Here is a 24,682-nt window from a genome sequence, read left to right as displayed (position 1 = left end):
AGAGGGGGAGATGGCCGGCAGGCCAGAGGGGGGCGCCGTAGGGCACTACCCTCGCAGAACACCACCCCATCGCGAGCAGGAGCCGCGCCATGAGCACCACCGCGATCACGCCCGTTCCCTTCGGCCGCCGCCTGAAGCGTTTCATGGCCGACCGGCCCCTCATCCCGCTGATCATCCTGCTGGTCATCCTGGTGGTGATCCTGCAGATCCTGCGCCCCGGCATCGTCAACGAGCGCTGGATCGCCAACACGATCAAATTCGCCATACCGCTGGCGATCCTCGCCGGCTGCCAGACCATGACCATGCTGACCGGCGGCATCGACCTTTCGGTCGGCACGGTGGCGACGATGAGCGCCTTCGTCATGGCGACGCAAGTCATCAACCAGGACCCGGCGGTGGTTTTCCTGCTGGCGATGCTGCCGGCGGTGCTGATCGGCCTCGTCAACGGCATCGGCGTCGGCGTGTTCCGCGTCCACCCGCTGATCATGACGCTGGGCACCAGCCTGATCGGCACCGGCTGCCTGCAGGTCTATCAGCGCACGGTGATCGCGTCGGGCGCCAAAATCCCCGACTTCCTCGCCTGGCTCGGCACCGGCGTCACCTCCGGCTTTCCCAACGCCCTGCTGCTGTTCGTGCCGCTGGCCGCCCTCATCGTCTTCACGCTCGCCCGCACCGGTTTCGGCCGCCTGCTCTACGCCGTCGGCGACAATGAGCGCGCGACCCGCCTCTCCGGCGTCCAGTACTGGCAGGTCATAACAGCGCTCTACATCTCCTCCAGCATGCTCGCCGGCATCACCGGCCTGCTCTATATCGGCCTGATCAAGGCCCCTTCGCTCTCGCTCGCCGAGCCGCTGGTGCTGCCTTCGGTGGCGGCGGCCGTCATCGGCGGTACCTCGATCTTCGGCGGCCGCGGCGGCTACACCGGCACCATCATCGGCGCGCTGATCCTCACCGTGCTGACCACGCTGCTCACCATCTTGCAAATGCCGGAAGGTGCGAGGCGGATATTGTTTGGGCTGATCGTGCTGTTCGTGACGGCGGCGTATTTGCGGATTATCGAGGAGCGGTAGCGGCATATCCGGGCCGCTCGACAATAATCGCCGCAGGCGACAAGGGACATGCCATCATGGACAAGATCATCCTGGACTGCGATCCCGGGCACGACGACGCCATCGCCATCCTGCTCGCGGCCGGCAACCCGAATATCGACCTCCTCGGCATCACGACGGTTTCGGGAAACCACAATGTCGAGAACACCACGCGCAATGCCTTGGCCGTATGCACTGCCTACGGCATCAAGGTGCCGGTGGCGAAGGGCTCACCCGGCCCGCTCATCGGCGACCAGGTGCTGGCCGTCGAAATCCATGGCGATACTGGGCTCGACGGCCCCGTCCTGCCGCCCGCCTCGTTCGAACTCGACAAGCGGCATGCCGCCGACTTCATCATCGACACGGTCATGGCGCACGAGCCGAAAACCATCACGCTGGTGCCGGTCGGTCCCTACACCAACATCGCGCTCGCCATCCGCAAGGAACCGCGCATCATCGGGCGGGTGAAGGGCGTCGTCGCGATGGGCGGAGCCTACACGCGCGGCAACATCACGCCAGCGGCGGAGTTCAACGTCTATGCCGACGCGGAGGCCGCCGACGTCGTGTTCCGCGCCGATTGGGACGTCACCATGGTCGGGCTCGACCTCACGCACCAGGCGCTGGCCACTCCGGACCTGCAAAACAGGGTGCGCGCGGTCGGCGGCCCGATTGCCAGGTTCATCCTCGATATCTGGGAGTTCATAGCGACCACGCATGGAGGCCTCCTGCAGATCGAGTATCCCGCCATCCATGATGCATGCTGCGTCGCGGCCATGATCGACCCGACCGTCTTCACCACCGAGAAGGCCGATATCCGCGTCGAGATTGCCGGCCGGTGGACCAAGGGCATGACGGTCTGCAATTTCGAGAAGATGGGCGGCATGCACCATTTCGGCGGCACGGCAAGCGAGCAGGTCGACTTCCGCCATACCGTGGCGATGAAGCTCGACCATCCGAAATTCTGCGACCTGATCGTCGATGCGCTCGAGCGCCTGACCAAAAGCAAGGCATGACGCCTCGCGTTGCCCGCAGACCTGGGCGGGTGACACGCAGCCCCCCGCGATATTCATAGGGATGAAGTGGCTCCCCAACAGTAAACCCGCCGTGCCATTTGCGGCGACGGCGGGCCGTCCCCTGCCGATGAGGGGCTAACTACCGGCATCACTCGATGATCTGCACGACTCTGCGTGTATCGGGGTCCACCAGGACCGCATGATCTCCGACGACGGTATATTTGTACCTGACGTCGGGGACGTCGATTGTGTGAAGCTCGACAGTGTCGGGGAGAGCGGAGCCGACGTTGAGTTCGACACCGAGCAGGCTGACCGATGCGAGCTTTTGTTTGTGGATGTATTCGCGAACGACCGTCTGCTGCTCAGGCTTGAGAACTACGACGTCTCCCGCGTAGGAAGCGCCAATTCCACCCACAAATGCGACTGCGGCGACTGCGCCGGCAAGATATCTTTTCATGACAAGTCCTTCTTTGTTGTGAATTGAGAAGCGAATGCCAGAACTATTCTGGCCTCTACTGCCGCCGCATCAGCCGCCATTGGCCGGTGCTGCGGGCTTCGCCGGCGCTGAAGTGGCCGGGGCTTCCACCTTTGGCGCTTCAACCTTCACGTTGATGTCCTTTCCACCGCCATGGATGTTGATAACACCGGTAAATATCAGCAGGACCACGATGGCGATGATTGCAAGAACAATAGCGACCGCAGTGCCGCCGCCACCTCCAGAATTAACAACAGTTGGGCCGTCAGCCATGGCTTTATCCTCTCCTATTCTTGAGTTGTCACCGATGAGCAACGACTTCCGCTGCATTGCGTTCCCCGGCAAGGCTTAGGTCCAGGAAATGATCCGACTGAAGTCTTATGGCGCAACCCAATGTCTTGCCCACACGTTACGATTGCCGGTCGCCCACCCTCACGGATGGAGTTGGACTGCCGGATATTTTGAGAGCGAGGCAACAGTGACATCAGCCCAGAGACCGATTACCCGCGACGATAGTCACCCCGCAAATGACAATGATGCTCAGGTTCCGGAAATGCCTCCGGTCCCGCACGTCTCTTTGAGTGACGACGCCAATATTGCCGATCTTGTCAGGCGAACCGAGCGCTTGGCCATTGCGGTTGTCGTGGGAATGGCGATCTGCCTGGCCCTTATCCCTGTGATCTATGTTGCCCTGACCTACGGAATATAGACCATATAATCCGGCGTCTTCCGCCTTTCGAGGCAGGCGCAATCTCTTCACCACCTGCTGTATCCATGCTTTGCTCCCAATATTTGCGCCTTGCTGCCGGACATGTTTTCCGCACGCCGTGGTCAACCCGGAGAAGCCTGGACTGAAAAAAGAACCCGCCCGGCGTTAACCGAAGACGGGCGCTCGCCGTTTATCAGTCCAATGAAGCAATCGACGCCTACCGACCTCCAATGGCCGAGAGCGTTCCACCGATGTGATGCTGTTGCGTCGATCTGCTCGGGCGCTCGTGCCGAGGCAGGGCTTGCGCCAATGAGTTTTGCTCTCCTGGGCTTCTGCGAATTCAGTCTTTCTTCCACGCCGCCAGCAGCGGGCCTTTGCTTCCGTAGACCGGGTCCTTGCGCGGCCGGCCGACCCTGGGGATCATCGCCACTGCCTTGGCGTGCTCGGCGGCGGTCGTACATTCGTCATAGGTGCCGGATGGCGGATAGGCGCCAACCACGAGAAAGTCGTCTGAGGCGGAGATGCGCTGATGCCCGGTGCCGGCTGGCAGAACCGCGACATCGCCGGCCTTCAGCGCCAGCGTTCGTCCCTTCTTGCCGCCGAACCGGACTTTCGCCGTACCGCGCGCCACGCCCAGCACTTCGTGGATGCGCGAATGGTAGTGGACATAGTCGTAGATGCCGTTGCGCCAGCTTTCCCCCCAGCCATTGGCCGAGAAAAGCTCCTCCATGACGGCCGCGGGATCGAAGTCCTCCGGTAGCGTGACAGCACCGCGATAAACCACCAGCGGCCAGGACGGATGGTTGGGCACCAGGCCATCATCCCCAAACCTGAACTCGTTCGATTTTCGTGGCCTGACAAGATCGGCCGCGTGTTGCCTGTCCGGTCTTGCGGCACCGGTCACCTGTTCGGCTGCTTTCTTGATGCTTTGCAGGATGCTCATGACGTCGCCTCGCCTCGGGGAACCCAACGCTGATCAACCTGCGTGGCCATCGCTTGGTTCCCGGCGCCCGCGAAGCCGGGAACCGATCGCCGCACATCGGACGGACCTGCCGCCTCACCCCGCATGCATCTCATTGCCCATCGCGGCGGCCGGCGAAACCGCGTCCGGCAGCAATATGTCGTTGCGGCGTGCGAAGGTGACCAGCGTCGCCCGCACCGTCTCCGGGTCGATCTCACCGGCGATGCCCGCCTTGCAGGCATTGAGAGCGATGGCATGGGCGCCGTTGCGGCTGACGGCGGGCCAGTCCTGCAACAGCACGTAGGCTTCCATCACGCTTTCGATCTTCCTCGGAAAGCCCATTCCGACCAGAAGGGTGACCGGTTCTTCAAACTGCCCGCGATTCATGGCTTGTGCCTCCTTTCGATTGTGCAGGCCCTGCGGCGGACCGAATACCGGAAAGCGCCGCCGCGGACAGGGTGATTGGCCGCCTTTTGGCGTTCAGCCGCTAGCCGATGTCTCGGACTCCTCCGACACCTGTTTCGCCGCCAGGAACATCAGGGTCGCGGCAGCGGTGCGCCGCTTCCAGCCGGCGGCTTCAGCCATGTCGAGCAGTCCCGCCAGCAGCGGCTTCAGCACGCTGCGGCATTCGGTTTCATAGGCCAGGAACTCCTTTGCCTGATGTGTCGGCGCGGGCACGGGCCCAAGGCCAGCCATTGCATCCATGTCTCTCTCCCTCAACTGATGCCCGCTCCCTGTCGAGGGAGCGGGCGGACTGACCGGGACCTTAGAAGTCCATCCCGGCGCCGGCCGGCATCGCCGGAGCGGCGGCTTCCTTCTTCGGCTTCTCGGCCACCATCGCCTCGGTGGTCACCAACAGGCCGGCAACCGACGCGGCATCCTGCAGCGCCGTGCGCACCACCTTGGCCGGATCGATCACACCCTGGCCATAGAGATCGCCGAACTCATTGGTCTGGGCGTTCCAGCCCCAGCCGAATTCGCTCTTCTCGCGCAGCTTGCCGACGATGATCGAGCCTTCCGCGCCAGCATTTTCGGCAATCTGGCGAACGGGCGTCTCGATGGCGCGGCGCACGATCTCGACGCCGGTCTTCTGGTCGGCATTGTCCGTCTGGACGGCATCGAGCGCCTTGCTGGCCCGAAGCAGCGCGACGCCGCCACCGGGCAGCACGCCTTCTTCGACGGCCGCGCGGGTCGCGTGCAGGGCATCGTCGACGCGGTCCTTGCGCTCCTTGACCTCGACCTCGGTCGAGCCGCCGACGCGGATCACCGCGACACCGCCGGCGAGCTTGGCCAGCCGCTCCTGCAGCTTCTCGCGGTCATAGTCCGAGGTGGTCTCCTCGATCTGGGCCTTGATTTGCGCGACGCGGCTCTGGATCTCTTCCTTGCGCCCGACGCCGTCGACGATGGTGGTGTTTTCCTTTTCGATCACCACCTTCTTGGCGCGGCCCAGCATCTCCAGCGTCACATTCTCGAGCTTGATGCCGAGATCTTCCGAGATCGCCGTGCCGCCGGTGAGGATGGCGATATCCTCCAGCATGGCCTTGCGGCGATCGCCGAAGCCCGGCGCCTTGACGGCCGCGACCTTGAGGCCGCCGCGCAGCTTGTTGACGACCAGCGTCGCCAGCGCCTCGCCCTCGACATCCTCAGCGATGATCAGCAGCGGCTTGCCCGACTGCACCACCGCTTCCAGCACCGGAAGCAACGCCTGCAGGTTGGAGAGCTTCTTTTCATGGATCAGCACGTAGGGCTCTTCGAGTTCGACGCGCATCTTGTCCTGGTTGGTGACGAAATAGGGCGAGAGATAGCCGCGGTCGAACTGCATGCCCTCGACGACTTCGAGTTCGGTCTCGGCGGTCTTGGCTTCCTCCACGGTGATGACACCTTCATTGCCGACCTTCTCCATCGCCTCGGCGAGGAAGCGGCCGATCTCGGCGTCGCCATTGGCGGAGATGGTGCCGACCTGCGCGATCTCGTCGTTGTGGGTCACCTTGCGGGCGTTGGCCTTCAACTCGGCCACGACAGCCTCCACCGCCTTGTCGATGCCGCGCTTCAGGTCCATCGGGTTCATGCCCGAGGCAACGGCCTTGGCGCCTTCCTTGACGATCGCCTGAGCCAGAACGGTCGCGGTCGTGGTGCCGTCGCCGGCAATGTCACTGGTCTTGGACGCGACTTCGCGCACCATCTGCGCGCCCATGTTCTCGAATTTGTCCTCGAGTTCGATTTCCTTGGCGACGGTGACGCCGTCCTTGGTAATGCGTGGCGCGCCGAACGACTTGTCGATGACGACATTGCGCCCCTTGGGGCCGAGCGTCACCTTCACCGCATTGGCCAGAATATCGACGCCGCGCAACATCTTCTCGCGCGCTTCGGTATGGAATTTTACCTCTTTGGCAGCCATTGGATCACTCCTCTATCTAGGCAGCATTCGTTGACTGGTGGATTTTCGAAGAACCCGTCAGGCGGCCTTCTTCACTTGCGCGGTCTGTTCGATCACGCCCATCACGTCGCTTTCCTTCATGATGAGCAGGTCCTCGCCATTGAGCTTGATCTCGGTGCCGGACCATTTGCCGAACAGGATACGGTCACCGACCCTGACATCCAGTTCGGTCAGCTTGCCGCTGTCGTCACGCGCGCCGGGACCGACGGCGATGACTTCGCCTTCCTGCGGTTTTTCCTTGGCGGTATCGGGAATGATGATGCCGCCGGAGGTCTTTTCCTCGGCCTCGATGCGGCGGACCAGGATACGGTCATGCAATGGACGGAACGCCATGTCGTTCTCCTCTTGGGACAAACAGGTTTGAGGTTCCTCCGCACCGGACCGGCAATTGGACCGGCGCGGGGTGCGGCGACCCTTTGTCAGGCATCGCGCGCGCATATCGAGCTAGTCTTGCCATTTTTGGGTTTCAAGAGGTCGGCCAAAAAATTTTAGCACTCACCCTGAGAGAGTGCCAACCGGCTGTTATCGCGTGGTTATTCTGCCTCGCGCCGGGAGCTGCCGCTTGAAGTTCCGCCGCGGTCCAACAAAATATCCGCGGCCGGCGCAATCGCGGGCGCCGGAACCGCTCGCCCGCTCAGGGAGTTGGTTGAAGACGGCCGCCGAAAGGAGACATGAATGGTTGAAAATGTCAGCAAGGAGTTCCGCCTCCAGATGGAAGGCTATGGCCTGACCACGGCTCAGATTCATTATCATCTGCCCGACCATCCGAGCCTGCTGCAGCTTTATGTCTGGCAGGACTACGACCTGGCGCCGGAGTTCCCCGAACTCAAGGGGTTCCTCTCCTATTGGGAGCGCGAACTCGAGGGACCGCTTCACTCCGTCCGCGTCGCCCACCACCGGCTGATCACCCCATCGGAATGGCGAGCCATCGAAGGCGTCATCACCATCCAGTAAAGCGTCCTCGACGGCTGGCTCTCACCGGAAACAGATAAGCGACCGGCCGGTCTTGCCAGGATGCCTGCGGCCCGAGGTTGAAAACTTCATAGCTCTCTCACAGGGCCAGGCTCCCCTGCTCCGCCTCCTCGGCGTTGGGGTCGCCCGGCGCCGTTGCCCAGGCGAGTTCGACCAGCGTCACGGTGCGCCGGCCGGCGCCGTCGAACTGGCAGACGATGAGACCCTGCTCCTCGATATAGGTGAGCAGCCGCCGGGCCCGGCGCATGGAGTGCGAGCCATAGGCGCGGGCGATCGCGCCATCGCTCGGGCACGGCCAGCCCTCCTTCGCCGCGCGCGCGATCATCATGAACACGCCCTGCATGTCCTCCGGCAGCAGAGAGGCGCGCACCGAGACGTCGCGCCACACATCGTCCTCGCTAGTTTCAGACCCCAGCCCGGCACGGGCGCGCGTCAACATGCGGCGGAATGCGGGCAGATCAGGCACGACCGAGGCGAGACCCTCGATGCGGCAGCGTACGACGAACTCCTGGTAGAGCACGCCGATCACGCGGAAGCCTGCGTCAGGTTGTGCAAGAATAGCGCGCAGCACCCGGTCCACGCGCTCGCGCCGCTCCGCCAGATCCTCGGCGCTGATTTGCGGCTCCGCCGGTTCGGGGCGGATGTCGCGCGGCGCCGATTTCGCCGCCATCAGCTGCTCCAGCAGGTCCGGCGACGCCACCCGGCGTGGCGCGCGCATCGTCTCCGGCGGCGGGGCGGCCAGGATGATGGCGCGGGCATCCTCGAGCCCCGCCTCCGGCAGCGGCATCAGCCTGGGCGTGCCGTTGCGCGGGCTGGTGTCGGTCGGGCCGATGCGCAGGCCGAGCGGCCGCCGCGACAGCGCCGGCCCCAGCGCCATGAACTGCCCGCGCTCCAGATCGCGAAAGGCTTCCGCCTGCCGCCGCTCCATGCCCAGGAGATCGGCGGCGCGCGCCATGTCGATATCGAGGAAGGTGCGGCCCATGAGGAAGTTGGAGGCTTCCGCCGCGACGTTCTTGGCGAGCTTGGCAAGCCGCTGCGTGGCGATGATGCCAGCCAGCCCCCGCTTGCGGCCCCGGCACATCAGGTTGGTCATGGCGCCGAGCGAAAGCTTGCGCGCCTCGTCCGACACCTCGCCGGCCACCGCCGGCGCGAAAAGCTGAGCTTCGTCGACCACCACCAGCATCGGGTACCAGTGGTCGCGCGCGACCTCGAACAGCCCGCCGAGAAAGGCGGCGGCCCGCCGCATCTGGTTCTCGGCATCGAGCCCTTCCAGGTTGAGCACGGTCGAGACGCGATGGATACGCGCCCGCTCGCCGGCCGCCTGCAGCCCGCGCTCGGTATGCTCCTCGGCATCTATCACCAGATGGCCGTAGCGTTCGCCCAGCGAAACGAAGTCGCCTTCGGGGTCGATGATGGTCTGCTGCACCCAAGGCGCGCTCTGCTCCAGGAGCCGCCGCAACAAATGCGACTTGCCGGAGCCCGAATTGCCCTGCACCAGAAGGCGGGTCGCCAGCAATTCCTCGAGATCGAGCTTCGCCGGGTCGCCCGCCGTGGTGTGTCCCATCTCGATCGCAACGGTCATGCCAGACTCATCAGCTCCTTCGCAGACGGGCTTATCAACCCGATCGCGGCCCGTCGAGCGTGGGATGGCCGGCGATTCGCGTTGCGCACAGCCGAGAGAACGACGACGTGGCCGCGATGGGGACGGCCGAGACCGGCGGCCCGGCTGCCGTTTACAGCCCTGACCTGTGGATAGTAACCACTTGTTCACCATGGGCTGGTGTTCCGATTGCGGACACCAGGCATCCGCCTAACCTGACCCTGCATCGTGCCCCAACGTGATGCACCCAACGCCCCCAAATGGCGGCCGGCGTCTTCAAGTTTCTCTCCAAATGTATACGCCGGTCGCCACCCCTTTCGGTTACAGCCTCGGTGCCGCCTCATGCGGCTCGATCTGTCCTGGGACTGGCGGCAATCGCGGCGCTTCCAGACCCTCGAAGGGATCACGCCAAGCGTCGATGGCTTCAAGCCGCCCGTACCAGCGGGTGAGCGCGGGATAATCACCAAGCGGCAGCCCAGCGACGTCGTTGAACGGCAAGAACGTCGCCATGCGGAAGTCGGCATAGGAGACTGAATTGCCGACCAGCCATGGCTGGTCGACAAGCACCGCCTCCAGGATCGCGGCGGCCTTGGGGAATTCTGCAAGTCCCTCCGCGACTTTTTCCCGATCGATCGGCCCGATGTGATAGCGCTGCTTGGTGCCGCGCTCGAAATGCACCATGTCGCAGGCCCGCACGAAATTCTCCTTGCCCCAGCTCAGCCAGCGGATCATGTCGGGCTCATCCTCGCCGGTGCGCCAAAAATCCGAACCCATGTCGCGCGACAACCGGCAGGCTATGGCGTCGGCCTCCCAAAGGCTGCCGCCCGGCCACGCCAGTATGGGGAGGGAAAGGTTAGGATTGAGCGGCCGGAATCGCTCCCCTTGCCCCGGCGCGAACGGCGACGCGAATTCGAAGGTCACTTTCGCCCCGAGATGACGCGCCACCGCGACCCCCAGGCGCGGATTGGGGTTGCGGCTGAAGTACAGTTTTGTTTCCACCCCAGCCGGCGTCGGCTCGGCCTTGTCCCTCATGAATGCCTCTCCTTGTTCCGGCGACCATCGCCAGATCAAGGACGGATGCGGCTGGTGCAATCCTACAAATCTTACATTTCCCGCGGACCGGGCGGAACGAGCAGCCCATCGAAACAGGAAGGGTCGTGCAAAGTTTGGGTTGACCGCCTCCGACGGCGAGGCGACACTTCATCCCACAGCAAGGCAGGAGGAAAACGATGGATGAGCCCGACCGCTGGCGCCACATGTCCAGCGCGCCAAAAGACGGCAGCCGGATACTCGTTACGGTCCGCCCGTCCGAACAGGGGCCAGCGGAAGTCGACCTCGCCTACTGGTCACGCGCCGATCAGTTCGGCGAGGAAGGCTGGCGCGCCTCCGATTCCTCGCCCGGCCGCGTCGTCGAATACGCCGAGCCGGAGCTGAAGTGCTGGATGCCGATGCCCTCGGCCAATCTCAGCCGGGGCGCCTCGATGCCGGCGCCATGGGAAGGCGACGACGCGCAACAGCTGGACGGCTCGGGGATTTAACGCCGCTTGGCACGTTCAGAACAAAAAGGAAGCCGTCGCCGGATTCGGCCCGTTGCGGCCGTCGGCCGCATCCATGCCGCCGATCGTCTCCAGGTCCTGCGCGTCCAGTTCGAAATCGAAGACGTCGAAATTGGCCGCGATACGGTCCTGGCGGACCGATTTCGGGATGACGATCAGCCCTTGCTGGAGATGCCAGCGGATCATCGTCTGCGCGGCGGACTTGCCGTGTTTGCGGGCAATGCCTGATATGGTCGGATCGCTCAGCAGGCGGCCGCTGCCCAACGGACTCCAGCTTTCCGTATGAATGTCGTGCCGGGCGTGAAACTCCCTGAGCGCGCGCTGCTGGAAGCGCGGATGCAACTCGACCTGGTTGACGACTGGTGTCACGCCCGTCTCGCCGATGATGCGTTCCAGATGATCAGGATTGAAATTCGAGACGCCGATCGACTTGATGCGGCCGGCCTGCTTCAGTTCGACAAGCGTCTTCCACGCCTCGACATATTTGTCCTGGCTGGGCACCGGCCAATGGATCAGGAACAGGTCGAGCTGCTCGACGCCGAGCTTCTGCATCGTGTCGTCGAAGGCACGAAGCGCCGCATCGCGCTGGTGGGCGCCGTTGCGCAGCTTCGAGGTGATGAACAACTCACTTGCCGGCACGCCGGCGGCGCGGATCGCCTCGCCGACGCCTTCCTCGTTCTGATAGCCCTCGGCAGTGTCGATCAGCCGGTAACCGGCCGCGATCGCCCAGCCCACTACCTGCGCGGTGATGTCGTGATCGACCTGCCACACGCCAAGGCCAAGCTGGGGAATGGCGGCGCCGTCGTTCAACGTGATCTGTTCGGGCATGATCTGGTCCTTTTGCAGGGGGATGGTCCAGCCTATCTATGCCCGACATCGCGCAACGGCCAGTCGCCAAGGGAAAATTCGCGGTCCCTATTTCGGCCGGCGCACCGCCCGCACCACGCCGGCGTTTCCGCTGCCGCAGAAGAGGCGGTCGCCGCCATCGGACTCCAGCCCCGAGACGCCCATGCCGGCAGGCATGTCGAGCTTTTCCAGGACCTTGCCCGTCCGTGGGTCGACGCGGCGCAGATCGCTTTCGTCGCCCTCCCAGGTGGCGTGCCACAATTCGCCCTCGACCCAGGTCACCCCGGTGACGAAACGGTTGGATTCGATGGTGCGCAGGATCGCCCCGGTCTCGGGATCGATCTGGTGGATCTTGCGCTCCCGGTGCTGCCCGACCCACAGCGTGCCTTCAGCCCAGGTCAAACCGGAATCGCCGCCGTTGCCGGGTGCCGGAATGGTGGAAAGCACCTCGCCCGTGTCGGGATCGATCTTCTGAATGCGGTCCTTGGCGAGCTGGAAGAAATGCCGGCCGTCATAGGCGGTGCCGGCGTGAGCCGCGACATCGATCGAACGCAATGCCTGCCCGCTCTCCGGATCGAAGGCGTTAAGCCTGTCGCCCGAGGCGAACCAGACGTTCTTGCCGTCAAAGCTCACCCCGGCCACCGTCTTGGCACCGGGAAAGGGTCCATATTCCCTCAAGATTTCGGCCGCTGAATGTTTCATTTCTTGATCCTTTAGTGTGGTCGTCATCCCGCTGACCTTTGCAGGCCGGCATCACCTGAATATCAACACACTTAGCCGTTTGGCAGCGGCGCCGGGAGTAACAAGGTGGTCGTGAAACCCGCCACCGGCGGCGTCATCCAGCGGCGCGCCCGGCCATGGCCGAAGGACTGGACCTTACCGGCCTCGGCAAGCGGCTCGAGCGCCCGTTGCACGCTGCGCTGGCCGGTTCCAAGCGCCAGCGCCAGGGCCGAACTCGACCAGGCCTCGCCGTCGGCCAGCAAGGCCAGCACGGCCGCGTGCCGCTCCTCGATCGGCCTCGCCAGCACCATCACCGCGCGCGCCTGGCGCGGCGCCAGCGTGAAGCCATGCTTGGTGGCGCTGATGCCGGCCAGCGCGCGAAGCTCTGCACGCAGCCGCCCGATCTCGACGCGCAGGCGCGCGCGATGCGATTCATCGGCATGCCTGCCGCCGAAGGCCCGCGCCACGAGGTCGCCCCGCGACACATCCCCCGGCCAGGCTTCGGCGAGCGTCCGCGCCAAGGCGAACAGCACAGGCCGGCTTGCCAGCGAAACCGTGGTCCGCCCAACCCGCACGGCGTAGCGGAAGGCATCGACGACCAGCGCCGGCGATCCCTGCAGCGCCTCGACCTCTTCGAGCAGCAGCGGCTGCTCCCTGCCCTGCGCGATCAATCGCGCCGCGGGTGTTTCCAGTGCCTGCCATGCGCTGTCGACCTCCGCGATGAGGCCGGGAATGCCGGCGTTGCGGGCGGCATGGCGCGCCCACTCCAGCGCCGCGCGTGCCGGCCGGGTCCGCAGGCGCCGCATGGCGATGCCGGCGACGGCGAGCTCGTGCGCGGCCCTGGCCGCCGGCGGAAGCGGCGCCGGGTCGAGCCCGGCCAGCACATGCTCGGCCTCGTCGAGGCGGCCGATCAGCAGCAACCGCCGCACCTTGAGGTGGCCGGCATGCGCCGCGTTCAACCGGTCTCCATGCTTTTCCAGCGCCGTGCGGGCCGCGTCGAGCGCCTTGGCCGGCCAACCGAGATCACGCGAGACCAGCGCGATCTCGGCCTCGGCGACGACGCATCTGGCGCGCGCGACCGCCTCTTTCGGGCTGAAGGCGCGCACGGCCCGCCGCAACAGGAGCTTGGCGCGATCGAAGTCGCCGAGCTGCGCCATGGCGATGCCGCGCAGCGCCAGCGCCGGCGCATCCTCGCGCAGGGCGACGCGGTCGAGCGCCCCAAGCGGATCGCCGGCCGCCAGCGCCAGCGCTGCCGAGGTGATCAGCGAGTCCATTCAAATCCCGTCACACTTGTAACTCCCACCTCGGCACCGAGCCGCCCTAACTTACGTCAGTACCGTCAACCAGCAAGTCGGCCCAGCAAGTCGGCCCAGCAAGTCGGCAATGACGGCACGCACAGGAGATACAAAAGATGCCTGCTTCCACCGACCTCGACCTCGACACGGCCAATGATACGGCCAAGCACGTAGCACGCCACCCCTGCTGCGCCGGACCGGATCTCTTGGGTTCCGCCGCGCCCGCAGCACCCCGACCTGCCCAGGCAACACCACACCGCAACGACGCCACGACTGGCAAAGGAGAAGACCAATGACCATGACGATGAAGACCCCGCCGATCGTTTCACGGCAAGATTGGGAAGCCGCGCACCAAAAGATGCTGGTGAAGGAGAAGGCAACGATGCGCGCCAGGGACGCGCTGTCGGCCGAACGCCGGCGCATGCCATGGACGGAAGTGGACAAGGCTTATGTCTTCGAGGGTCCCGACGGCAAGGTGAGCCTGCTCGACCTTTTCGAAGGCCGCCGCCAGCTGATCGTCTACCGCGCCTTCTTCGAACCTGGCGTCTATGGCTGGCCGGAGCACGCCTGCCGTGGCTGCTCGCTCGGCGCCGACCAGGTCGGCCACCTCGCCCATCTCAACGCCCGCAACACCACGCTTGCCTATGCCTCGCGCGCGCCGCAGGCCGACATTGCGCGGCTGAAGCAACGGATGGGCTGGGAGATGCCCTGGTACACGATCACCGACAGCTTCGACAAGGATTTCGGCGTCGACGAATGGCACGGCCACAACGTGTTCATTCATGATGGCGACCGCATCTTCCGCACCTATTTCATCAACAACCGCGGCGACGAGGCGTTGGGCACCGTCTGGAGCTATCTCGACGTCACACCGCTCGGCCGCCAGGAGGTCTGGGAAGACTCGCCCGAAGGCTACCCGCAGACCCCGCTCTACAGCTGGTGGAACTGGCACGACAACTACGAAGCCGGAGCCGACAAGAAATGGGCCGAAGTGTCCGCCGCCGGCGAAGCCGCGTTCCGCGACAAGGCCAACCAGTAACCGGCGCAGGCCTGTCCAGCCTGGGTTCCTCTCCCGCCTCCGGCAGGGGCTGAGGAACCCAGGTCCTGACGGCTCGCAACCATCAAGGACAACGACCATGAGCGATATCCAATCCGGCATCGGCAGCGCCACCCCCGAAAATGCCGCCCCTCGTGGCATCGCCGACTGGCTGTGCCTGGCAGCAGCGCCCACCTTCGCACTGATGGCGCTGTTTTCCCGCCTTCAAGGCGGCGACGGGACCATGCCATGCATGGGCGCGTCGCCGCTGGCCGGACCAATCCTGACCGGAATGCCCGCCATGTACCTGCTGATGAGCGCTTTCCACCTGGCTCCCTGGCTGCGGGTGATCTCCCGCCGGTAGGCGCCCGCTTCCGCCTCACATGGCGATGTCGTTGACCGGCAGCAAGGGCTTGGGAAGGTCGCTCTCGCCGAGCCCGGCGCGCATCTCGATCTCGATGTCGCGGCAGATTTGCGAGATCGGCACATCGTTGGCATTGCCCTCGAAAGGGTTGGCGCTGCTCTCGCCGACCTGGTCGAGGGACATGTAGGCCCAGCCCAGCAACGTGCTGAACGGGATTGTCAGCCAGATGGCGATCGAACCGAGCATGCCGTCCGGTTTGCCCATGTCGGCGAACACCGGAACCACGCCGAACGGCAGCAGCGTGCAGAAGATCATCACGAACATGGAACTGACGATGGCGTATTGCCGGGGATAGGGATTGTTCTTGATACGGTCGCAGCGCGCCTGCTGATCGTGGAAGTCGCGGATCAGCTTGGTCAGTTCGACATAGACCTGCGCCGGAACCTTGGCGTCCTTGAGCAGCCCGTTGACCTGGACCGACTGCAATTCGAGCAAGGCAATCGCCGGACGAGGCGATTTCAGGACATCAACGGTCTGGTCGCCCAGCAGCGGGCGCAATTCGTCGGCGATCGAGCCCCCGTCCTCCTGGATGTGGTAACGCCGCCGGTATTCGATATTGGCGGCCTTCCCCATCGATTCCCACGGCATCGGCCGCCGCAGCGCGTATCGCAGCGCCGTCATCCATGCGATGTGGCGGTAGATGAGCTTCCGAGCCGTCGGCGCATCGAGGAAGTCCCGGCAGAAATTGGACCACATCCGGCTGCTGGCCGTGATCTGCGTGAAAGCCTGCAGCGCCTCACCGCTGCGGGTGAGCACCTGCGAATTCTTGAAGCCGGCGACGAGCGACACCGTGGTGCCGAGCACCAGCACCACCGACCATGGCACGGAGAACCCGGCAATGCCCGGAAAGCGGTAGGCCGCCACGGCCAGCCCGCTCACCACCACCATGTAGAGCACGCTGCGCCGCGACCACAGCGCGAAATCGATCACCTTGTAGGAACGGCCTACATACATTGAATGCCCCTCAAATCATTCTGTCGCGCACGGTTGCGCGGCCATTATCCCCGTTCACCCAGCCTTCCCCGCCCCGAACCGCAAGCCGTCCATCAACAGCTTGACTAGCCGGCGCGAGCGGTCGCGCCACTCAGGCGTGTCGGGTGCCGAGTAGATGCCGCCGAGCGCATGCAGCACATCGGAGGCATCGACGTCGCCGCGGATCGTGCCGTCGGCCACCGCCGCCTCGACCAGTTGCCGCAAGGCCTGCGAAACCCTACCCGACGTGTCGGAGAACAGCCTCGAATTGGTGGTGAACAGGATGCGCAGGCTGGTCGCCAGGCCGCGCTTGGTGGCGATATAGTCGACGAAGCGGCGCATCCACTCTTCCAGAGCAACATCGGAGGGATGTTTTGCCGCAAGCTCGCCGGCCGCCGCGCATAGCGCCTCCGCCTCGCGGCGGTAGACCACCTCGACCAGATGTTCGCGCGTCGGGAAATGCCGGTAGAGCGTGCCGATACCGACGCCGGCGCGGCGCGCGATCTCCTCCAGCGAGGCATCGATGCCGCGCTCGGCAAATACGGCCGCCGCGACCTCGGCCAGCCGGTCGCGGTTGCGCTGGGCATCCGCGCGCAGCGGTTTGTCGGCGGCGGCGGGTTTTTGGTCGACAGTTGTAACGGGCTCAAAAGCCAATTTTTTTCTCCACCAGGGATATGGGGGCTTGAACCATGCCCGGCCAGTCCCCACGTAAATAAACGGAGGCGCCTCCGTTTTAGTGGAGCACCTTTATCATATAATCACGGAGCCCGGTATGTCACGTCTTTCGAAGCTCCAAGCTGTCACCTTCCCTACCCGCGGCGGATTGGCTGCCGCCTGACCTTGTCCTTCCCCTCCCAAGCGCCAGATCATCCCCCTCAGCGTCAAGCAACTGGAGCCAGACGCCCATGACCACCCTTCCCATCTCGCTTACCGTCAATGGATACCGCCACGAACTCGAGGTCGACACCCGCGTCACCTTGCTCGACCTGCTGCGCGAGCGGCTTGAGCTCTCCGGCACCAAGAAAGGCTGCGACCGCGGCCAGTGCGGCGCCTGCACGGTGCTGGTCGACGGCAAGCGCATAAACTCCTGCCTCGCGCTGGCGGTCAGCCATGACGGCGCCGAGGTGCTGACCATCGAAGGCGTCGCCCACGGTGAAGAACTGCATCCGGTGCAGGCCGCCTTCATCGCCCATGACGGTTTCCAGTGCGGCTTCTGCACACCCGGCCAGATCATGAGCACGCTCGGCCTGATCGCCGAAGGACAGGCTGGAGACGATCCCGAGCGTATCCGCGAGGGGCTGAGCGGCAACATCTGCCGCTGCGCGGCCTATGGCGGCATCGTCGAGGCCGTTCTGGAGGCCCGGCAACAACTTGCCGGAACCGACCGGAGGACCGCGGCATGAGAGACTTCGATTTTGTCAGGCCGGCCACCATCTCCGACGCCATAGCGGCGGCGGCCGTACCGGGCTCGGCCTATCTCGCCGGCGGCACCAATCTGCTGGATCTGATGAAGGGCGGCATTACCAGCCCCGAACGGATCGTCGACATTACCCGGCTGCCGGAACTCAATCGCATCGAAACGCTCGATGATGGCGGCCTGCGCATCGGCGCGCTGGTCCGCAATGCCGATCTCGCACACGATCCGGCCTTCGCCAAGGCCTATCCGGCGGTGGCCGAGGCGCTGCTGTCGGGCGCCTCGGCGCAGCTTCGCAACGCCGCCACTGTTGGCGGCAATCTGTTGCAGCGCACGCGGTGCAGTTACTTCTATGACACCGCCAGCGCCTGCAACAGGCGCGAACCCGGTTCCGGCTGCTCGGCCCTTGGCGGCGAGAACCGCCTACATGCCATCCTGGGCTGGAGCGATGCCTGCATCGCCACCCATCCCTCCGACTTCTGCGTGCCCTTGGTGGCACTGGACGCCGTGGTCGAGATCGAGGGTAAGGAAGGCCGGCGCCATGTGACGCTGGAGGAATTTCACCGGCTTCCGGGCGACACCCCGCAGCGCGAGACCGTGCTGGAGCCGGGCGAGCTGATCGTTGCGGTGCGCCTGCCGGCGGAAGCAGCTTCCTTCGCCGCTCACGCCCGCTATCTGAAAGTGCGCGAACGCACCTCCTATGCCTTCGCGGTCGTTTCGGCGGCCGCGGCACTTTTCGTCGATCGCGGCAAGATCCGCGGTGCAAGGCTGGCGCTGGGCGTTGTGGCGGCCAAACCGTGGCGGGCGCGTTCGGCGGAAGCGGTGCTGCTTGGCGCCGATGCCGACGAGGCGAGCTTCGTTCGCGCCGCGGATGCCGCGTTGGCCGACGCCAGCCCCTCCGGCGACAACGCCTTCAAGATCGAGCTTGCCCGCCGCATTGTCGTCAGGGCGCTGATGGCCGCAAAGGCCGGAACACCCGAGCGGATGCCGGCTCTTCCTGCCTCCCCCTTTTCCTCCATTCCCGGAGTGCGCCATGACGCTTGAACTCAGCCTCAACCAGCAACCCGCCCATACGCGGCAGGGCTCCAGCATCGGCCAGCCGCTGACCCGCCGCGACGGATTCTTGAAAGTGACGGGGGCGGCGCGTTACGCCGCCGATAACCACCCGCCCGGCATGCTCTATGCCGTGCTCGCCGTCTCGAGCATCGCGCGCGGCCGGGTCGTGTCGCTGGATATCGAGGCGGCCAAGGCGCATTCGGGCGTGATCGAAGTGATGACGCCACTGAACCGGCCGGCGCTCGCCGTCGATCCGGATGCCAAGGACCATCCCTTCATGTTCCGGCTCGACCTGCTGCAGAACGATGGGGTTCGCTATCCCAACCAGAGCATCGCCGTGGTGATCGCGGAGACGCTGGAAGCGGCGACCGAAGGCGCGGCGCTGCTGTCGCCGCGCTATGAAACGCTGCCGGCGCGGGTCGGTCTCGATAGCGGCAAAAGCTTCGTGCCGCGCGGCGTTGGCGTCGGCAACCCGGCGGTGCAGGAGAAGGGCGATGTCGAGGCCGGCCTCGAATCGGCAAGAACGCGGATCGAGGCGGCTTACCAGACGCCGGCACAGTATCACAACGCCATGGAGCCCCACGCAATCGTCGCTGCCTGGGATGGCGACCAGCTGTCGATCGACACGCCGAGCCAGGGCCTTGCCATGGCGCAAGGGCGCATCGCCGGCCTGTTCGGCATCGCGCCGCGGAACGTCCACATCCGAAGCCCATTCCTGGGTGGCGGTTTCGGCTCCAAGGGCATGATCTCCGGGCCGCAAGTGCTCGGCATCCTGGCGGCGCGTCTCGTCGGCCGCCCGGTCAAGCTGGTGCTGCGGCGCGAGCAGATGTACGGCCCGGTCGGCCATCGCGCCCCGACCCGCCAGACATTGCGCATGGGCATGGATGGCGAAGGGCGGCTGACCGCGCTCTCCCATCACGCCAGGACCACATCGAGCACGTTCGACGATTTCTTCGAACCGGCGGCGGACGCCTCGCACACGCTCTATGCCAGTCCGGCCATCGCCACCTCGCACGATGCTGTGCGGCTCGACACCGGCACGCCGCTGTTCATGCGGGCGCCGGGCGAGGCCACCGGATCGATCGCGCTGGAAAGCGCTATAGACGAGGCAGCCCATGCCTGCGGCATGGACCCGCTGGAATTCCGGCTCAGGAACTATGCCGAAGTCGAGCCTATGACGGGCAAGCCGTTCTCCTCAAAGGCCCTGCGCGAATGTTACCAACAGGCGGCCGAAGCGTTTGGCTGGGCGAGCCGCCCGCTGCAGCCGCGGCGGATGCGCGACGCGGACGGTTTCCTTACCGGCTGGGGGATGGGCACGGCGACGTTCCCGGCGCTCATGTTCCAGGCCGAGGCACGCGCGGTGCTGAGGGCCGACGGCAGCGGCTTGATGGAGACCGGCGCTCAGGACATGGGCCAAGGCGCCTGGACGGCCTTTGCCCAGATTGCGGCAGACGGGCTGGGGCTCGACATCGACCAGGTCGATTTCAGGGCCGGCAGTTCCGACCTGCCCAATGCGGGCATCGCCGGCGGTTCGGGCCACACGGCGACGGCCGGCATGGCCATCCACAATGCGGGTGCGGCCGTCATCGCCAGGCTTGCCGATCTCGCCACGGGCAACGAAGCCTCGCCGCTGTTCGGCGCCGGCAATGAAGGTGTCCTGGCGCGCGGCGGACGCCTCTACCGCCGCGATGACGAGAGCCGCAGCGAAAACTATAGCGAGATCCTCGCCCGCGCGGGTCTTGCCGAGATCGAAGGCCATGGCAAAGGCGCGCCGGATCCGGCGTCGCAGGAGATCTACGCCAAGCACGCGCATGGGGCCGTGTTCGCCGAGGTGAAGATCGACCCGGATTTAGGCCAGATCCGCGTCACCCGGCTGGTCGGCGCATTCGCCGCCGGACGGGTCATCAATCCGCGGCTGGTGCGCAGCCAGTATTATGGCGGGATGATCTGGGGCGTTTCCTTCGCACTGCATGAGGAAGCCGTCACCGACCGACGCTCCGGCCGGATCCAGAATGCCAACCTCGCCGAATATCATGTCCCGGTGAATGCCGACGTGCCGTCGGTCGAGGCGCTGCTGGTTCACGAGGACGACCCTCATGTGAACGCACTCGGCATCAAGGGCGTCGGTGAAATCGGCATCACCGGCACGGCCGGCGCCGTGGCCAATGCGGTCTGGCACGCGACCGGCATGCGCCCGCGGCGCTTTCCGATCCGGATCGAGGACCTGCTGGGGTGAGGAGCGGTCCGTCCGAAGCAACGGTTGGACCCCCCTACCCTAACTCCAATTCATTCCCCCAAGCGTCAAGCAACTGGAGCCAGACGCCCATGACGAGCAAGACCACAATTCCTGTCCATCTCGATATCAACGGCCAGCGTCACACGCTGGAACTCGAACCGCGTGTCACGCTGCTCGACGCCTTGCGTGACAGGCTCGGCCTGACCGGCACCAAGAAGGGCTGCGACCATGGCCAGTGCGGCGCCTGCACCGTCCATGTCGACGGCGAGCGCGTGCTGGCCTGCCTGACATTGGCCGCACAGGCCGCAGGTCGCACCATCACCACTATAGAGGGGCTTGCACGGGAGGGCGAACTGCATCCCGTGCAGGCTGCCTTCCTCGAACAGGACGCCTTCCAGTGCGGCTATTGCACGCCAGGCCAGATCATGTCGGCGGTGGCCTGCATCCGTGAGGGCCATGCCGGCTCGGACGACGAAATCCGTGAATACATGGCCGGCAATCTCTGCCGCTGCGGCGCCTATCCGCACATCGTCGCCGCCGTGCGCCAGGCAGCGCTGGAGGCCGCGTCATGAGGGATTTTTCCTATCTTCGCGCCACTTCGGTCGACGCCGCCCGCCAGGCGGCCGCGCTCCCCGGCGCCATGCTGCTCGCCGGCGGCACCACGCTGATCGACCTCGCCAAATGCGGCGTCACCGAACCCGACACGCTGGTCGACATCACCCATCTCAAGGGACTGGACCGGATCGAGATCGGCGAGCGCGGCGCCATCATCGGCGCGCTCGCCAGGATGGGCCATGTCGCCGACGACGACGACATCAAGAGCCGCTTCCCCGCCATCTCCGAAGCGCTCTGGCAGGCAGCCTCGGCGCAGATCCGCAACATGGCGACCATAGGCGGCAATTTGATGCAGCGCACGCGCTGCCCCTATTTCCGCGATCCCTCGAACTTTTCGGCCTGCAACAAGCGTGTATCAGGCAGCGGCTGTTCGGCGATCGGCGGCGTCACCAGGGGCCATGCCGTGCTTGGCACCAGCGAGGCCTGCATCGCCATGTACCCAGGCGACCTCGCCACTGCGCTCGTCGCCTTCGACGCAACAGTTCATCTCGGCGATCGGCGCATCCGGGTCGATGACTTTTTCCTGTTGCCCGGCACGACGCCGGACAGGGAACACGCGATCGAGCCGGGGGAGATGATCACCGCCATCGAAATCCCCTCTTCCGCCGCTGCCCACCGCTCGACCTATCTGAAGGTCCGCGACCGGCAATCCTACGAGTTCGCCGCGGCCAGTGCCGCCGTCGGGCTCGAACTGGAATCCGACGGACGCACCATCCGCGACCTGCGCGTGGCGCTCGGTGGCGTCGCCACCAAGCCCTGGCGGGCGCGGGCCGTGGAAGCCGCGCTGAAAGGCAAGGTGCTGGAGCCCGAAGCTGTTCGCGCCGCCAGCCTGCTCGCCGTCGAAGGCGCCGTCGACCAAGGCGCCAACCACTACAAGATCGAGCTCGCGCCGCGCGTCGTCGCACGGGCTATTCTCAAGATGGGAGAAACGGCATGACCGTTCACAACATCAGACATGGCGATGCGTTCGACGGCGGCGCGGACGCGGTCGGCGGCCGGCTATCGCGCGTCGACGGTCCGGCCAAGATCACGGGTGCCGCCAAATACGCCGTCGAGCAGCAGCTCAAAGGCCTCGCCTACGCCGCACTGGTCGAAAGTACCATCGCGTCCGGCAAGGTGCGCGCCATCGACAGCAAGGCGGCCGAGGCAGCACCGGGCGTACTCAAGGTGCTGACCCCGGACACAATCATCAGCCTGAGAACCGCCTCGGACTGGTTCGGCACCCCGCCGCCCGACAAACCCTATTGCCCGCTGGCGCGCGACGTCACCTTCTCGGGCCAGCACGTCGCCGCCGTGATCGCCGAGACCTTCGAGCAGGCGGTCGCCGCGGCGGCCCTCGTCAAGGTCAGCTATGATGAGACGCCGGCAATCGTCGACCTCAGCGACGGCAAGGCCGGTGACGGCATTCCGGTCGATGCCATGACCAAGGAATGGGGCGACGCGTCCGCCGCCTTCGCCTCCGCCCCGGTGCGCATCTGCGCCGCCTATAACACGCCGCGCGAATACCAGGCGCCGATGGAACCGCATGGCCTGATCGCCCGCTGGGAGGGTGACCACCTCACCGTGTGGGAGCCGAGCCAATGGCTGGATGGCATGGCGCGCACCTATGCCGAATGGTTCGCCGTGCCGTTCGAGAATGTGCGGCTGGTGTCGCCCTATGTCGGTGGCGGCTTCGGTTCCAAGGCACTGGCGCTCAGCCATGGCGCGATTGCCGCGAGTGCCGCGAAAATGCTCGGCCGGCCGGTGCGGCTGGTGATGACGCGGCCGCAGACCTTCACCAGCTATGGCGGCCGCGCCGCAACCCGCCAGACGGTGACGATCGGCGCCGACCGTGACGGCATGATCCAGTCGATCGTGCATCGCGGCGTCAACGAAACCTCCATCGACGGCATGTGGGTCGAGCCGCTGGGTTCGGTCACCTCGATCATGTACGCGACGCCGAACTTCTCCTCGAAACAGAATGTCGTGCGGGTGAATTCGGTGGTGCCGGGCGCCATGCGCGCGCCGGGTGAAAACCCATCGGCCTTCGGCATCGAAAGCGCCATCGACGAGCTCGCCTACGAGGTCGGCATCGATCCGCTGGAAATCCGGCTGAAGAACTACGCCGAGCAGGACCCGCACGCGAAAAAAGCCTGGTCGACCAGACAGTTGCGCGAAGCTTTTGCAGCAGGCGCCGAACGCTTCGGATGGGCCAGGCGCGCACCTGAGCCGCGCTCGATGCGCGACGGCAACCAGCTGATCGGCTGGGGCGTCGCCGCCGGCACCTATCCGGTGCGGCGCGCCTATGGCGAAGCGACGGTGTGCATTCTGGCCGACGGCTCGGTCGAGGTCGAGAGCTCCTCGATCGACATGGGCCAGGGCACCTACACCATCCTGGCGCAGACCGCCGCCGAAACGGTTGGCGTGAGCGCAGACGACGTCGTGGTGAAGCTCGGCGATTCCCGGTTTCCCCGCGCCGGCGTCACTGGCGGCTCACGGCTGGCCGGCGTGATGACGGGCGCGGTCTACAAGGCGGCGACCTCGGCGCTCGACCAGCTGATCGGCTTGGCCATCAGCGATCCGCGCTCGCCCTTCCACACGCTGCAGGCCAACACTTTGGTCGTCGCCAATGGCCGCATCGGCTCGCCTCGCGGCGACGGTCCCGATGTCTCGATCGCCGAACTGCTCAAAAGCATCGGCCGCGACCGCATCGAGGCGACCGGCGACACCATGCCGGCCAATTCGACGGCAGAGGATCGCTACAAGAACTACACCACCATCGCCATGGCGCTACCGCACACCGAGGGCGACTATTCCCGCCACTCCTGGTGCGCGCATTTCGTCGAGGTGCGCGTCGACGAGGATTTCGGCACGGTGCGCGTATCGCGCGTGGTGTCGGCGTTGGATTCGGGCCGGCTCTACAATCCGAAGCTGGCCGAAAGCCAGTGGAAAGGCGGCATCATCATGGGTATCGGCCAGGCGCTGCTCGAAGAAGGCATCGTCGACCGCCGCCACGGCCGCATTGTCAACAACAACCTCGCCGACTATCTCGTCCCGACCAACGCCGACGTCCCCGACATCGAGGTGATCTCGGTCGGCATCCCCGACCTGCACTCCTCCGTGCTCGGCGGCAAGGGTGTCGGCGAACTGGCGATCGTCGGCATGGCGCCGGCCATCGCCAATGCCGTGTTCCACGCAACGGGCAAGCGGATCCGGGATCTGCCCATCACGTTGGAGAAGCTGATCTGAGGGCGGAACTGCCAATTTCCCCCTTGAGG

At 65.4% G+C, this 24,682-nt stretch carries 26 protein-coding genes; 12 read left to right on the top strand and 14 right to left on the bottom strand.

Annotated elements, in window-relative coordinates:
* The first annotated feature begins 89 nt into the window (after window positions 1-89).
* Both FJ941_RS23975 and FJ941_RS23970 read left to right on the top strand, forming a co-directional pair.
* Window positions 90-1,070 (top strand): ABC transporter permease, encoded by a 981-nt coding sequence (locus tag FJ941_RS23975; RefSeq protein ID WP_140509485.1) that lies wholly within the window; start codon window positions 90-92, stop codon window positions 1,068-1,070.
* Window positions 1,071-1,126: 56 nt separating this feature from the next.
* The gene (locus FJ941_RS23970; RefSeq protein ID WP_140509483.1) at window positions 1,127-2,101 is read left to right on the top strand and encodes a nucleoside hydrolase; all 975 of its coding nucleotides are present in this window, start codon (window positions 1,127-1,129) and stop codon (window positions 2,099-2,101) included.
* 148 nt (window positions 2,102-2,249) lie between these two features.
* Here FJ941_RS23970 and FJ941_RS23965 read toward each other — a convergent pair whose 3' ends face one another.
* The 7 genes from FJ941_RS23965 to FJ941_RS23930 form a co-directional block, all read right to left on the bottom strand.
* Window positions 2,250-2,558 (bottom strand): DUF1236 domain-containing protein, encoded by a 309-nt coding sequence (locus FJ941_RS23965; RefSeq protein ID WP_140509481.1) that lies wholly within the window; start codon window positions 2,556-2,558, stop codon window positions 2,250-2,252.
* Window positions 2,559-2,627: 69 nt separating this feature from the next.
* Entirely contained in the window at window positions 2,628-2,849 is a 222-nt protein-coding gene (locus FJ941_RS23960) for a hypothetical protein (RefSeq protein ID WP_140509479.1), read from the bottom strand.
* Between the two features lie 776 nt (window positions 2,850-3,625).
* Window positions 3,626-4,228: a cupin domain-containing protein gene (locus FJ941_RS23950; RefSeq protein ID WP_140509475.1), complete on the bottom strand. Its 603-nt coding sequence runs from the start codon at window positions 4,226-4,228 to the stop codon at window positions 3,626-3,628.
* Between the two features lie 114 nt (window positions 4,229-4,342).
* Window positions 4,343-4,633 carry a DUF982 domain-containing protein gene (locus FJ941_RS23945; RefSeq protein ID WP_140509472.1) on the bottom strand — a complete coding sequence of 97 codons (291 nt, stop codon included), beginning with the start codon at window positions 4,631-4,633 and terminating at the stop codon, window positions 4,343-4,345.
* 93 nt (window positions 4,634-4,726) lie between these two features.
* The gene (locus tag FJ941_RS23940; RefSeq protein WP_027146351.1) at window positions 4,727-4,951 is read right to left on the bottom strand and encodes a hypothetical protein; all 225 of its coding nucleotides are present in this window, start codon (window positions 4,949-4,951) and stop codon (window positions 4,727-4,729) included.
* A gap of 61 nt (window positions 4,952-5,012) precedes the next feature.
* Complete coding sequence (gene groL / locus FJ941_RS23935; RefSeq protein WP_140509470.1) at window positions 5,013-6,644, bottom strand: chaperonin GroEL; 1,632 nt, start codon at window positions 6,642-6,644, stop codon at window positions 5,013-5,015.
* Window positions 6,645-6,701: 57 nt separating this feature from the next.
* Window positions 6,702-7,016 (bottom strand): co-chaperone GroES, encoded by a 315-nt coding sequence (locus tag FJ941_RS23930; RefSeq protein ID WP_015316962.1) that lies wholly within the window; start codon window positions 7,014-7,016, stop codon window positions 6,702-6,704.
* 342 nt (window positions 7,017-7,358) lie between these two features.
* Here FJ941_RS23930 and FJ941_RS23925 point away from each other — a divergent pair, with 342 nt between their 5' ends.
* Entirely contained in the window at window positions 7,359-7,637 is a 279-nt protein-coding gene (locus FJ941_RS23925; protein WP_027146349.1) for an usg protein, read from the top strand.
* Window positions 7,638-7,734: 97 nt separating this feature from the next.
* Here the strand turns inward: FJ941_RS23925 and FJ941_RS23920 are convergent, their stop codons facing one another.
* Both FJ941_RS23920 and FJ941_RS23915 read right to left on the bottom strand, forming a co-directional pair.
* Window positions 7,735-9,237 carry an ATP-binding protein gene (locus tag FJ941_RS23920; protein ID WP_140509468.1) on the bottom strand — a complete coding sequence of 501 codons (1,503 nt, stop codon included), beginning with the start codon at window positions 9,235-9,237 and terminating at the stop codon, window positions 7,735-7,737.
* 339 nt (window positions 9,238-9,576) lie between these two features.
* Complete coding sequence (locus FJ941_RS23915) at window positions 9,577-10,287, bottom strand: glutathione S-transferase family protein (RefSeq protein ID WP_140509466.1); 711 nt, start codon at window positions 10,285-10,287, stop codon at window positions 9,577-9,579.
* 197 nt (window positions 10,288-10,484) lie between these two features.
* Here FJ941_RS23915 and FJ941_RS23910 point away from each other — a divergent pair, with 197 nt between their 5' ends.
* Window positions 10,485-10,793 carry a hypothetical protein gene (locus FJ941_RS23910; RefSeq protein WP_027146346.1) on the top strand — a complete coding sequence of 103 codons (309 nt, stop codon included), beginning with the start codon at window positions 10,485-10,487 and terminating at the stop codon, window positions 10,791-10,793.
* A 15-nt stretch (window positions 10,794-10,808) separates the two neighbouring features.
* Here FJ941_RS23910 and FJ941_RS23905 read toward each other — a convergent pair whose 3' ends face one another.
* The 3 genes from FJ941_RS23905 to FJ941_RS23895 all read right to left on the bottom strand — a co-directional run bounded on the left by FJ941_RS23905 (window position 10,809) and on the right by FJ941_RS23895 (window position 13,651).
* On the bottom strand, window positions 10,809-11,639 hold the full coding sequence (locus tag FJ941_RS23905; RefSeq protein WP_140509464.1) for an aldo/keto reductase: 831 nt from the start codon (window positions 11,637-11,639) through the stop codon (window positions 10,809-10,811).
* A gap of 87 nt (window positions 11,640-11,726) precedes the next feature.
* On the bottom strand, window positions 11,727-12,359 hold the full coding sequence (locus FJ941_RS23900) for a PQQ-binding-like beta-propeller repeat protein (protein WP_140509462.1): 633 nt from the start codon (window positions 12,357-12,359) through the stop codon (window positions 11,727-11,729).
* Between the two features lie 71 nt (window positions 12,360-12,430).
* Window positions 12,431-13,651, bottom strand: a complete 1,221-nt coding sequence (locus FJ941_RS23895) for a helix-turn-helix domain-containing protein (protein ID WP_140509460.1) — start codon at window positions 13,649-13,651, stop codon at window positions 12,431-12,433.
* A gap of 313 nt (window positions 13,652-13,964) precedes the next feature.
* Between FJ941_RS23895 and FJ941_RS23890 the strand changes: the two genes are divergently transcribed.
* Both FJ941_RS23890 and FJ941_RS23885 read left to right on the top strand, forming a co-directional pair.
* Complete coding sequence (locus FJ941_RS23890; protein ID WP_140509458.1) at window positions 13,965-14,711, top strand: thioredoxin family protein; 747 nt, start codon at window positions 13,965-13,967, stop codon at window positions 14,709-14,711.
* Between the two features lie 97 nt (window positions 14,712-14,808).
* The gene (locus tag FJ941_RS23885; RefSeq protein WP_140509456.1) at window positions 14,809-15,072 is read left to right on the top strand and encodes a hypothetical protein; all 264 of its coding nucleotides are present in this window, start codon (window positions 14,809-14,811) and stop codon (window positions 15,070-15,072) included.
* A gap of 15 nt (window positions 15,073-15,087) precedes the next feature.
* Here the strand turns inward: FJ941_RS23885 and FJ941_RS23880 are convergent, their stop codons facing one another.
* On the bottom strand, window positions 15,088-16,086 hold the full coding sequence (locus tag FJ941_RS23880) for a bestrophin family ion channel (protein WP_140509454.1): 999 nt from the start codon (window positions 16,084-16,086) through the stop codon (window positions 15,088-15,090).
* Window positions 16,087-16,140: 54 nt separating this feature from the next.
* Window positions 16,141-16,758, bottom strand: a complete 618-nt coding sequence (locus FJ941_RS23875) for a TetR/AcrR family transcriptional regulator (protein ID WP_140509452.1) — start codon at window positions 16,756-16,758, stop codon at window positions 16,141-16,143.
* A gap of 251 nt (window positions 16,759-17,009) precedes the next feature.
* Here FJ941_RS23875 and FJ941_RS23870 point away from each other — a divergent pair, with 251 nt between their 5' ends.
* From FJ941_RS23870 to FJ941_RS23845, 6 genes are all read left to right on the top strand, one after another.
* The gene (locus FJ941_RS23870) at window positions 17,010-17,507 is read left to right on the top strand and encodes a (2Fe-2S)-binding protein (RefSeq protein ID WP_140509450.1); all 498 of its coding nucleotides are present in this window, start codon (window positions 17,010-17,012) and stop codon (window positions 17,505-17,507) included.
* Complete coding sequence (locus FJ941_RS23865; RefSeq protein ID WP_140509447.1) at window positions 17,504-18,562, top strand: xanthine dehydrogenase family protein subunit M; 1,059 nt, start codon at window positions 17,504-17,506, stop codon at window positions 18,560-18,562. The genes FJ941_RS23870 and FJ941_RS23865 overlap by 4 nt, the downstream gene beginning before the upstream one ends.
* A complete protein-coding gene (locus tag FJ941_RS23860; protein WP_140509445.1) occupies window positions 18,552-20,810 on the top strand; it encodes a xanthine dehydrogenase family protein molybdopterin-binding subunit in 2,259 nt (752 codons plus the stop codon). Before FJ941_RS23865 ends, FJ941_RS23860 begins: the two co-directional genes overlap by 11 nt.
* Window positions 20,811-20,899: 89 nt before the next feature.
* Complete coding sequence (locus FJ941_RS23855; protein ID WP_140509443.1) at window positions 20,900-21,382, top strand: (2Fe-2S)-binding protein; 483 nt, start codon at window positions 20,900-20,902, stop codon at window positions 21,380-21,382.
* Window positions 21,379-22,362, top strand: a complete 984-nt coding sequence (locus tag FJ941_RS23850; protein WP_140509441.1) for a xanthine dehydrogenase family protein subunit M — start codon at window positions 21,379-21,381, stop codon at window positions 22,360-22,362. The genes FJ941_RS23855 and FJ941_RS23850 overlap by 4 nt, the downstream gene beginning before the upstream one ends.
* Window positions 22,359-24,653, top strand: coding sequence for a xanthine dehydrogenase family protein molybdopterin-binding subunit (locus FJ941_RS23845; protein WP_140509439.1), 2,295 nt, complete (start codon window positions 22,359-22,361; stop codon window positions 24,651-24,653). The genes FJ941_RS23850 and FJ941_RS23845 overlap by 4 nt, the downstream gene beginning before the upstream one ends.
* The last annotated feature ends 29 nt before the right edge of the window (window positions 24,654-24,682 follow it).

The organism is Mesorhizobium sp. B2-3-13 (assembly GCF_006442195.1).
GTDB lineage: Bacteria > Pseudomonadota > Alphaproteobacteria > Rhizobiales > Rhizobiaceae > Mesorhizobium > Mesorhizobium salmacidum.
This window is presented reverse-complemented; position numbering and strand designations above follow the sequence as displayed.